Raw genomic sequence first — 11,192 nt, forward strand, 5'->3', positions numbered from 1 at the left:
TTTGCCGATGAAACGCCATTAAAGGTGGTGAAATCGGACAAAGTAAACAGTTACATGTGGGTGTATTGCTCGGGTCGAGATTCACCAGACCCGAATAATCCCATCCCTAATATCGTACTTTACGACTTCCACAATAGTCGCGCGGCCGCCTGCGTGGTCAATTATCTTGATGGATATCAAGGGTACTTGCACGTGGATGGCTATCAAGCCTATGCCAGAACAGAGGCAACCTTAATTGGCTGCTGGGCGCATGCTCGTCGTAAATTTATCGACGCGAAAAAGCTACAAGGTAAAAACAAAACCGGCAAAGCGGATGTGGTATTGAGCCTTATCCAAAAACTGTACGGCGTTGAGTCACGCATCAAAGATAAAAGTGTGGATGACAAATATACGGCAAGACAAGAGGTTAGCCTGCCTATTCTTAGCAAGCTAAAAATATGGCTTGAGCAGGATCAGCCAAATTTAGTGGGGAACAGCAAACTGATAGAGGCAGCTAATTACCTGGCAAATCAATGGCACAAGCTCATACGCTATGTTGATGATGGCCGACTTAGCATCGATAATAATAGAGCAGAACGCGCGGTAAAACCGTTTGTGATAGGCCGAAAGAATTGGTTATTTAGCCAAACGGCTAACGGTGCCCATGCTAGTGCCACCCTTTACAGCATTGTGGAAACCGCCAAGATAAATGGTCTAATCCCATTTAATTACATCTGTGCTTGCCTTGATGAACTGTGCCAGCCTGAGCCCGATATCGACAGCTTGTTACCCTGGAATTTTAAAACATAGGTGTAGTTCGCTAGACGCTCACTTTGTATTTATATAAACAATATAGAGCAAAAATGAGGCCGAAATGTAAGCTGTTGTTTTATATAGGGTGGTTGTTTTTTATGAAAGTTGAAATACTAATAAGTGGTTAAAATAACTAATTATTAATAAAAGGATGCGCGATGCATCCTTTTATAATTGCTCAGCTTTTATTAGGTAACTAATTAAAAGCTGTAAGTAATATTACCGTATAAAAAGCGTCCGTCTAATCCGTAAGGTGCATACGGGGTGTACGGGAATATTTGGCCAAAGTCAGAGTAACCAATGTTATCCACAGTTGCTTGTGGGTATTGATCGAATAAGTTGTTTGCACCAACGGCAAATTTCCAATATTCGTCTGGACGGTATGCCACTTCTAGGTCGGTGATCCACTTAGGGTCTAGGTATTCATCGCGATCAGCTGTGGTTGATATATCAGCGACTTCACCATAACGTGTGGCACGAAGCGTTGTTTGCCATTCGTTAAAGTTCCACACTGCTGATAGATTCCATTTGCTATCTGGCGTGCCTTCTTCAAAGCGACCTACTTCACGACGTGCAAACACTACGTAGTCGTCACCTAGTGAGTTAAGTTCGCTTGGGTTGTCGTTTACGTGTGTTACTTCGGTGTCGTTAAAGTTAGCGGCTACGTTTAGGCGTAAATCACCTAAGTTGTCTAAATCTAGGTTATAAGTGGCAACTATATCTACACCTTGCGTGCGTGAATCGATAGCGTTGGTAAAGTAACGTACGCTTTCGGTGTTTAGCTCACCGGCATTTTGTAGTATTTCAACAACTGCATCGCCCTCTAAGTTTTCAGACAATACAATACGGTCATCAATATCAATACGGTACGCATCAACGGTTAAGCTAAAGCTGCCTTGCGTGTACATAAAGCCCGCAGTAACGTTTACTGACTCTTCAGCATCTAACGGCTGAGCACCGAGTGCTTGCGCTGCGGCTGAATCGGTTGGGAATAAACCAACTTCAAATGGTTGGTTGTTCTCAAGTACAGTAGAGATTTGGCGGTACGAGCTTTGCGCTAAAGATGGCGCACGGAAACCTGTGCTAATTGCACCGCGCAGTGATAGGTTTTCAGTAATGCTGTAACGCGAAGCAAGCTTAGAAGTAAATGTGTCACCAAAGTCGCTGTAATCTTCATAACGACCCGCTAAAACGACGTTCCATTTTTCTGTTAAGTAGGTATCAAACTCAACAAATAAAGCGATGTTATGACGGCTTTCGTCAGTCGCACTTTCTGGTCCAAAACCAGCAAGTACTTGCGCGCCACCGGCTGCAATTGGGTTGCCGTCGCTGTCAAGTGCGGTGATGTAAGATGCTTCTTCACCTTGCTCTATTTTGTAGCTTTCGTGGCGGTATTCAGTACCTACGGTAAAAAATACGTCATCAGGTAAGCCTAAATCGAGTGTGGTGTTGGCCGTTGCGTTTACTAAAAACTGATCGTAAACCAGTGCACCGTTATCAAATTCAGTTGGGCTGTCGGCACCTAGTGATGTGTTAATACTATTTACAACACCAAAACCAAAGTCGTTGCGGCCGTAGTTGGTACTTACATCCCATGTCCAGTCGTTAGTTTCGCCTTTTAAGCCCAGTGCAAATGAGTAGTCTTGTACATCGGTTTCAATTTGCGGCAAAAAGCCATTTGGGTACACTTCTAAAACGTTACGGCTGTCTTTTGCTCGGCGGTAAAAACCACCTGAATTACCTTCACGCTTTGAGTAGCTACCAAATGAATAAAGGTTTAAGCCGTTATCTAAATCGTAACCCATGTTGTAAAACAACGCGTAATCTTCAAGGTCAGCTTTACCAAAACGGTGATTGTAACGATCGATAGTAAATTCGCGTGGGTCTAGGCTGCCATCATCAAGACGGCTGTATTGTTCGCGTGGGTCAAAGCCTGAGCGCTGCGTTGAGTCGTTATCGCGGTATTCAATTGATACGTTTACAAAGCCGTTATCAGATAACGCAAAACCAGAGTTTGCACTAACAGTGCGTGTTGCACCGTCGTTTACTTCTCTGTCGCCACCGGTATTAAACGCTAAGTCGCCGTTAGCATCTGCATAGGTGCTTTCTAGCTGAGATACGCCAGCCATTTGTGTATCGTATTTACCGTAAGTTACGCTTACGCTACCGCCTTCTGAGGCATCTTTAAGTACAATGTTAATTACGCCTGCAATGGCGTCTGAGCCGTACTGCGCTGCAGCACCGTCACGCAGTACTTCAACACGTTTAATAGCTGAAGTTGGAATCATGTTTAAATCAACAGCAGTAGAGCCACGGCCAACAACACCCGCTAAGTTTAATAACGCGCCTGCATGGCGGCGTTTGCCATTAATTAGCACTAGGGTGTGATCGGGTGCTAAACCACGTAAAACAGCTGGTTTTGCATGGTCAGTACCATCACCCATAGTGGCACTTGGGTAGTTAAAGCTAGGTACTTGGTTTGCTAGTATTTGGCTTATTTCTAGCTGACCCGTACTTTGCATATCACCGCTGGTAATAATATCTACAGGTACGGTACTTTCGGCAATACTACGTAAACTTCTACGTGTACCAGTAACCGAAATGACTTCAATACTTTCTTGAGCTTGTGTGTCTTGCTCAGCAGCAAACGCTGGTGAATAAGACGCGCTAAGCGCAGAGGTAACGGCCAGACTAAGTGCTACTTTTTTGGCTGATAATTGCTTTAACATGATGTTGATTCCCTTAAGGGCTGCTGACTATTGATTTTTAGAAGGAGCGCATCATATAGAAGCGGCTACCCTAGTGCAAAGATAAAAACTATCTAAGATATTCTAAGTTGTTAACACATAAGGTCAGTGTTTACGAACGATAGAGACGTTTGGATCGTTTCAGTTGCAATCTTGTGTCGAATGGTTGCGAATTCAAGGGGAGCGTGGATAAAAGTTATTAAAAAGTATAAAGGCCAAGCAAGTGCTCAGCCTTTATAAGGTGCTAACCTACGTGAATAAAATTATTCAGGCGCAACTTCAAGTGTTGTGAATAAAGCATAACGGCCAGCGTCTACGCCTTCTTCATTTACGGTAACCTTGTTAGAGGTTTCGATTAGGTATAGGCCTGGCTCTTTCCACGTAATTGTGAACATACCATTTTTATCGGTAGTTACTTTTACTTCGCCACGCTCGTTACGGTAACGAGTGTCACCTTTTAAAATACTTACTTCAATGCCTTCACCAGCAGATTTACCATCTTGTAGTAATTGAAAACGTGCTTGCTCACCTACAAATAAATCGTTTGGATGCGTTGGACCGCTAAGCTCTAAGCCTAAACCTAACTGTGCAGGCTTTGAGGTGCCATTTCGGCTTACAAATGTATCTACTGTTGAAACAACCTTCGTTGTAGTTACATCTTTTGCATTGCTAGGTAACTCGGCGTCTGTTTTTTTACCAAATACGCGCTTGCGCTTACCTTCTTCGTTTTTATAGAAGGTCATGTACATTGGCTTTTGGGTCATTGCAATATGGTAAGTGCCTTGCTCTGTTAAGCTTACTGCAGCTGAGCTTTTACGCTTTAAGTAATAAGCACGAATGGTTTCAGATACTGGCTCACCATTAGGCGCAAGTGCCATTAATAATGTGTCGTCGTACTCGGCGCCTTTTTCTTTAGGTTTAAAGGCTTTGTCTGGTGCAAACATTTCGTTTGAAATACTTGCGTCAATCATTACGTAATGCGCTTTATCGCCTGATAAAGATGTATGCGAAGGTAGTAACCAACGTCCGTGTGCACTTGCTGAAGTTGACACTAAAGCAGATAAGCTCAATGCGCCGATTAATGCCGTTTTTAATAAATTAATTTTCATTGTATTTCCTTAAATTCAAATGATTAAGTAGCAGCTACTTAGTGCTTACAGTGACGAAGCTTTTAGAAAACTCGTTTTTACCATCAATTGTCAGCTTGCCTGATTTAGTTAAATCAAGCTCAACGCGGGTGTAGTCTCTGCCGCCTTCTTCGCGTACAACTTCAATATTTAGTAAGTATTTACCTGGTTTTACTGGGTTACCGTCTAAATCATTACCTTGCCAATTTATGGTGTAAGTACCTGCGCGTTTTGTTGCGCCGCTAATGCCGTCAAAGTTGGCATCGCTTTTACCGGCTTTACGCCACCATTGGCGTAAGTCTTTAAACCATTCTGCTTTTTGCACCCAAAGTGCAAGCGTTGTAACGTGTTTGCGCTCTGGTGTTTCAAGCCAAACTGCAACGTATGGGCGGTGATACGGTTGTACTTCTAAGTCAGGAAGCGTTAATTCAACCTCTAGCTGTGGTGTTTTTGCATGCGCCGTTGTTTGAAAAAACGCAGCTACGAGCAGTAATGCGGCGCTTATAAATAATTTAAATTTAACCATTAAGACACTCCTTTTATTTGTGGAACCCAACATAAATAAATAACCAGTGGAGTTGCGACTCCTAGTACGGTTATCCATATTCCTGCTAAGCGTTTTTTTCTATTTTGAAATAAAATAATCATGCCGGTAATGGCAAATAAAATCATTAATACGGCCGATACATCAATTACCCAGCTCCATACCTTGCCGGTGTAGCGACCTTTATGTAAGTCGCCAATGAGGCTTAAAAAGCCACCTGTTTGGTAATCAAGGTTTAACTCGCCAGTTATAAAATCAAGCTCTGCGTAGGCAAACCCTGCAGGCAGTGGGTAGTCGAGCATGACAAGCGCGTCTTCTTTTTCCCACTCAATGCTTTTTACTTTTGTAAGTGCATATTGCTCGGCTAAGTAAGCTTCTATTTCTGGGTAAAGCGTTGGCAGCGTATTTAGCTGTTCATTTGCTTTAGTAACTAGCTCAGCTGGAATTACCGCCGTTACTTGGCCGTTATTTTTATCGTTTTTAAGCCAATCAATATGGTTGAGCACAATGCCGCTAACGCAAAATAAAATAAGCAAAAAAAACAAAGCTGTAGAAATATAAATATGTAGAGCACGGCTTGTACTATACAAAGCCCGCTTATTAATAAACGACATAAAAACAGTAAATAAATTAAATTTACAACATGATAATGATTTGCATTAGCTATTACAAATTTACTTACTTATCTTTACATAAAAACTTTAAAACAAAGGTGTATGCAGGTAAAAAATGAATATTTAATGCTTAGGAGGGCTGGAAGGTCTTAATATGAGGTAAATCATTACCGATACTTCTATTACTGCAACGAGATAAATAACCCAAATAGGGGCGGCTGAATACAGTAAAAATATAAATCCAATTAACATGCCAATGGCGGCGTAGCATTTGGCTTTAACAGGCACTACTTTATGAGCTTGCCACTGCTGCAGAGTTACACCGTAACGAGGGTGGTTTAACAGCCATTGTTCAAGCGCGGGTGATGAGCGAGTAAAGCAGGTGAGCGCTAAAATAAAAAATATAGTGGTAGGCATGACCGGTAACACAATGCCAATAATACCCAAGGCTACAAGTATTAAGCCAAGCGCTTTAAACCATAAGTTTTTATAACAAATAAACACTGCTTTTATATTCACTTAGGCTCTTTTTAGGCGTGCTCAGGTATCTGTAATTGTAGGCTAAATCACTATTAATTCGAAGCTTAAAATCAATAAAAAAGGGCAAACTAAGTTTGCCCTTTTAAAAATAAATGCGGTTAACAGTTTAGAAGTAGTAACCAATATTTATGTTGAAGCGACGTTCTGTATCGCCATCACCAATAATTGTTCCGCCAATAAATGGCTGGTTACGTGCTTGAATAAAGTCGAAGTAACTAAAGAAACCACCTGCAGCAACACTCATACCCGTTACGTTCATCCATGTATCTGCGCTGTCGTCAGACTTGTCATAAATAATGCCGTAATCGTTGTAAAATTGAATGTCGGTAACTGGGCCCCAATCAAGCGAGTAATTATAAGCAACGTTAAAGTTAGTCATAGTTGCTTCGCTAGATACGGTATCGTAATAAGCATACGCACCAACAACAAAACGGTCGCTACTGTCATCTAGGTCGTAGTCGTATTCACCGTGTTGAAATTGGATATTCCAGTTGTTAATTGTGCTATCAACATGAAATGCCCATGCACCGTAGTTACCTGCACGGTCGTTACCGTCATGTAAGCCACCACTTAATAATGATACACCCACATCGGTAGTTATATTTTTGCTGTGCTCAATTTGATACGTCGCACGCCCGGCAAACGTATTGTATTCACCAATATTGTTACCTTCAGTAATCCCAGCTTCAGAATCATAAGTACCACTTCCAACTATATCGTAAGAGTAACGCTTGCTTTTATCGGAACCACCGTCTACTCCACCTAGCTCATCATTTTTGAAAAAGCCTAGGTCTAGCTTCCAGTTATCTTTAAGTTTACGTTTTACTACTACACCTAAATCAAAGTCATCTTCTAGGCCAACATAGTAGTTAGTACTAAAAAAGTAGTTGTGTGAGTTATATGGGCCATTACCAAAAGGCACGGGTGCAATACCTGCTTGTCCTTCCCAGCCATCTGCAAACTCGTAACCTAAGTAAGCATATTTAACAACGGTCATATAATCGTAAAAACGTACTTCACCGTTCAGTGAAATATCGTTAATTTCACCAGATACATTTATACGGAAAATATCAAAATCAAAATCGCCACCGCGATCTTGGGTATCTTCATCGTATGTGTTGGTGCTGTAATTAAAGCGTATTGCTCCACCAACTTTAATGCCTTCATCTTTTTTCTCAGGTTCAGCTGCGGCAACTTCAACTACTTTTTGATCAGATTTTTTACTGATGTTTGCAACTTGTTGTTCGTGCTGCTTATTAATTTGCTGTTGTTTTGTTTTTTCATCAGCTAACTTATTTTCAAGCAGTTGCATTTGTTGCTTTAGCTGTTTAAGTTGGCTTTGTAGTGTGTCTAGATCATCAGACGCATAAGAAGTGCTTGTAACACCACCTAGGACTAGTGCTAGTGTTAATTTTGAGAGTTTAGTCATAATAGCCGCTCTGCTTGTGATTAAAAAATAAAAAATTCAAGACGTCAGAAAACGCCTTACGTTTAGAGTAAGTACAAAACTATGTGTTTTTTTTATTGTTTATTCTTTAGGAGCTTGAGTAAGTGCACCAACTTCTAGAAGGGGCGATGCATCTAATTTATCTGCATCCATCATCGCGGCTACACGCTGCATTGATGAGAGTAAAAGGCTCTGTTCCCACTCAGCAAGCGCAGAAAACTTTTCAATAAAGTGTTCTTGCAATGGCTGAGGTGCTTTATCAAGTAACTCTTTTCCTTTATCGGTGAGGTATAAGCTCACTCTGCGTTTATCCATTTGACTGCGTACGCGTGTTACTAAGTTTCTGCTTTCTATTCTGTCGAGAATATTGGTAACCGTTGCTGGGCTTAAATTTACATTTTGAGCAATACGGCTCGCCGTTATTCCATCGGTTTTTTTAACTTCTTGCATTATAAGCAATTGTGGGCCAGTTAAACCCGAAGTTTTATTTAGCTGCTTAGAATGTAAGTCAATCGCGCGGATAACTTTACGTAAAGAAACCAATAACTCGTCATATTTTTGCATTTGCTTATCTCGTCGATGGGGCGGTAGTTTGCCGTAATCGCGAAATGTTACACATCAAATAAATTGAATTCAAATAATATATTGTACTTTAGCCCGCTTTTATTGGTTTTTAATAGTTAGAGCAGTAACTAATGTGAAATTATATTGTTTAAATATTGGTAAATTTTCTTAGCACCTTGTGTGCATTAAGTTGCGCACAGTACGTATGTTGTGAATAATTGGCAAGTCTTATTGTATAGACTTTAGTATTATTCATTTACAGCTGTTAGTACAAAGTAATTGTTTGTGAGTTTACTGTATATGTATTAATCGGCAATGAACAAATTCAGCAATCAATATTTAATATCAATAGCGTATACTTTAAGCATGCATTATTGTTTAGATGTAAACATTAAAAATCTTTAGTATCAGTATTATAGGGGAAGGTATGAAATTATCGCCATCAGTTAGCATTGAGCAAAGCGAATCCGGACTTGAGTTTATTAAAGTAGCTAGTGAAAAGTGCGACGCAAAAATATTTTTGCAAGGTGGGCAAATTACCGAGTTTATCCCTAAAAATAACAAGCCACTTATTTGGGTTTCACAAGAGGAAACCTATCAAGAAGGAGCGAGTATTCGAGGCGGTATTCCTATTTGTTGGCCGTGGTTTGGTACACACGCTAATGATGGGTGGCCTGCCCACGGTTTTGCGCGCACAAGCGTATGGCAAGCCGATGAAGTACACGAATCTGATGAGCAAATTACAGTTAGTTTAAAGTTACCTATGAAGCTAGTTAATACAACGTATTGGCCACATCAGTCAGCATTAAAAGTTGAGTTTGTATTAAGCGATAAATTACAGGTTCGCTTAACTACTACTAACTTAGGGAGTGTGCCATTTAGCTTTACTCAAGCGCTGCATACCTATTTTCCTACATCAGACATTACAAATACCCATGTAGATGGTTTGCAAGGTGCGCAATATATTGAGTTTAGTGAAGGGCCATTTGTACAAAATGATGTTGTAAGCTTTAATCGCGAAACCGACATGGTTTATACACAAGCAAATACAATGCAAACTATTAATACGCCAGAAGGTGTTATTAATGTGAGCCGCGAAAACTCAAGTTCGTGTGTACTGTGGAACCCATGGATAGAAAAATCAAAGCGCTTATCTAATTTTGCTGACGATGAGTATAAAACGATGCTCTGCTTAGAGGCTGCTAACGTATTGACAGATAAAGTAACGCTTGAACCAAAACAAAGCCACACCTTAATAACCACCATTAGCTGGTAAGTAATCAAAAGCAGGAATAGGGACAAATAGTGTTTAACAATCAACAAATAATGGATTTACCAAAGCATAGTGATATTAGCTTTAAGCCATTGGCTGATAGAGCCTTATTACATACACAGCTTAGCTCGCTTCTGTTTTATATACCGCTAATTGGAGCGCTTATTGCTGTTTGTTATTTTAATGAAGCCTTTGCTAATAATGCACAAACGTATTTGCTAATTGGTATGCCAATTTTGGTGGCCGTATCTATGGCGTACAACATAATAAGTGTGAGGTTACGAGGTTTTGCAGTGCGAAATCATGACATTGCTTTTAAAAAAGGCGTTATTTGGCAACAAGTGACGGTATTACCTTTAGCGCGTGTACAGCATATGGAAATACACCAAGGGCCAATAGAGCGAAAACTTAGCCTTGCGAGTATTAAATTATTTAGCGCTGGCGGTGTAAGTGCCGATTTACAAATTAGTGGGCTAACCCATGATGATTGTAAAAATATGCGCCAATTTGTACAAAACTACCGCCAAGACGACGCAACTACTCAGGCAGCTTTAGTCGATGAGTAATACAACTATCGAAGATAAAGCGAGCCCTATTTACTGGCAGAAAGTATCGCCCTGGGCACTTTTATACTTTGTTGTGCACTTTAGTGTGCGCTTTGTAAAAGATGGCCTTTTAAACTTACTGCCTATGCTTGTCGTGTTTGTTACTCAAGTAGAAAATAAGTTGTTTTGGGCACAGGTTGCAGGTGGGATTGCGCTAATTTCGTTGCTTATTTACTCATTTTTATATTATTTAAATTTTAAGTTTTGTATTAGTAGCGACAACGAAATATTGCTTAACAAAGGTGTATTTAAAAAAGAGCGACTTACGCTTAAATTTGGCCGTGTGCAAAACGTTAATATTGCCGAGCCATTTTATTTTACCCCCGTAAACTTAGTTAATTGTATTTTTGATGCAGCTGGCAGTGTGTCGCAAGAAGTTGTTTTACCCGGCGTCACTAAAGATTATGCACAGCAAATGCGTAAACAAATATTTGATTTTAAAGCGCAGCAACAGCAAGAAATACAAAATACTGAACAAAGCGAAACAGACATTATCGAAAACAGCCTAAGCATTAGCAATAAAGAAATAGCTAAATTTGGTTTAATGTCGAATATGGCTATTTTAGCAATCGCTGCTTTTGCCCCTTTTATAAACTTGATTATCGATTTTTTAGAGAAGCAAATTATTGCGAAAGTAGAAGGCTTTTACCAACAAGAGCTTGGTATGCTGGCCAGCGCTGCTACTTTTGCGATGATCACCTTAATTGTTTTGCTAGTTTTGGTAGCGGTGATGCTATCGGTGACTATGTCGCTTATTCGTTTTTATAACTTTGAGCTTTATTTTAAAGGTCAAAAGTTTAAACGTATTGCTGGCTTGTTAGAGCGCCATCAGCTTTCAATGAGCATGGACAAGGTGCAATCTATTGTTATTAAGCAAAACCTAATGGGGCGATTACTAAAGCGATTTACCGTTGAGTGCTTGCAAGCAAGTAGCGGCGG

At 40.4% G+C, this 11,192-nt stretch carries 11 protein-coding genes; 4 read left to right on the forward strand and 7 right to left on the reverse strand.

The window, feature by feature from the left end; genetic code table 11:
• Positions 1 to 789, forward strand: a 789-nt coding sequence (locus tag L655_RS0112055) for an IS66 family transposase (RefSeq protein ID WP_024604753.1), incomplete at its 5' end; no start/stop codon positions are given.
• 203 nt (positions 790 to 992) lie between these two features.
• On the opposite strand, the gene L655_RS0112060 is transcribed toward L655_RS0112055, so the two are convergent.
• The 7 genes from L655_RS0112060 to L655_RS0112090 form a co-directional block, all read right to left on the reverse strand.
• Positions 993 to 3,524, reverse strand: a complete 2,532-nt coding sequence (locus tag L655_RS0112060) for a TonB-dependent receptor (RefSeq protein WP_024605148.1) — start codon at positions 3,522 to 3,524, stop codon at positions 993 to 995.
• 278 nt (positions 3,525 to 3,802) lie between these two features.
• A complete protein-coding gene (locus L655_RS0112065) occupies positions 3,803 to 4,648 on the reverse strand; it encodes a DUF4198 domain-containing protein (protein ID WP_024605149.1) in 846 nt (281 codons plus the stop codon).
• 34 nt (positions 4,649 to 4,682) lie between these two features.
• Positions 4,683 to 5,192 (reverse strand): DUF2271 domain-containing protein, encoded by a 510-nt coding sequence (locus L655_RS0112070; RefSeq protein ID WP_024596098.1) that lies wholly within the window; start codon positions 5,190 to 5,192, stop codon positions 4,683 to 4,685.
• Complete coding sequence (locus L655_RS0112075; RefSeq protein ID WP_024605150.1) at positions 5,192 to 5,824, reverse strand: PepSY-associated TM helix domain-containing protein; 633 nt, start codon at positions 5,822 to 5,824, stop codon at positions 5,192 to 5,194. Before L655_RS0112075 ends, L655_RS0112070 begins: the two co-directional genes overlap by 1 nt.
• A 123-nt stretch (positions 5,825 to 5,947) precedes the next feature.
• Entirely contained in the window at positions 5,948 to 6,343 is a 396-nt protein-coding gene (locus L655_RS0112080; protein WP_007580453.1) for a YbaN family protein, read from the reverse strand.
• Positions 6,344 to 6,470: 127 nt separating this feature from the next.
• A complete protein-coding gene (locus L655_RS0112085; protein ID WP_024605151.1) occupies positions 6,471 to 7,793 on the reverse strand; it encodes a hypothetical protein in 1,323 nt (440 codons plus the stop codon).
• Positions 7,794 to 7,892: 99 nt separating this feature from the next.
• The gene (locus L655_RS0112090; RefSeq protein ID WP_007580457.1) at positions 7,893 to 8,375 is read right to left on the reverse strand and encodes a MarR family transcriptional regulator; all 483 of its coding nucleotides are present in this window, start codon (positions 8,373 to 8,375) and stop codon (positions 7,893 to 7,895) included.
• Positions 8,376 to 8,802: 427 nt separating this feature from the next.
• On the opposite strand from L655_RS0112090, the gene L655_RS0112095 reads away from it, so the two are divergent.
• From L655_RS0112095 to L655_RS0112105, 3 genes are all read left to right on the forward strand, one after another.
• Entirely contained in the window at positions 8,803 to 9,651 is an 849-nt protein-coding gene (locus tag L655_RS0112095) for a D-hexose-6-phosphate mutarotase (RefSeq protein ID WP_024605152.1), read from the forward strand.
• A 29-nt stretch (positions 9,652 to 9,680) separates the two neighbouring features.
• Positions 9,681 to 10,214 (forward strand): PH domain-containing protein, encoded by a 534-nt coding sequence (locus tag L655_RS0112100; RefSeq protein ID WP_024592641.1) that lies wholly within the window; start codon positions 9,681 to 9,683, stop codon positions 10,212 to 10,214.
• The coding region (locus L655_RS0112105; RefSeq protein WP_024605153.1) for a PH domain-containing protein at positions 10,207 to 11,192 on the forward strand (986 nt) is incomplete at its 3' end. The genes L655_RS0112100 and L655_RS0112105, both read left to right, overlap by 8 nt.

Source organism: Pseudoalteromonas sp. TAE79 (assembly GCF_000498015.1).
Taxonomy (GTDB): Bacteria; Pseudomonadota; Gammaproteobacteria; order Enterobacterales; family Alteromonadaceae; genus Pseudoalteromonas.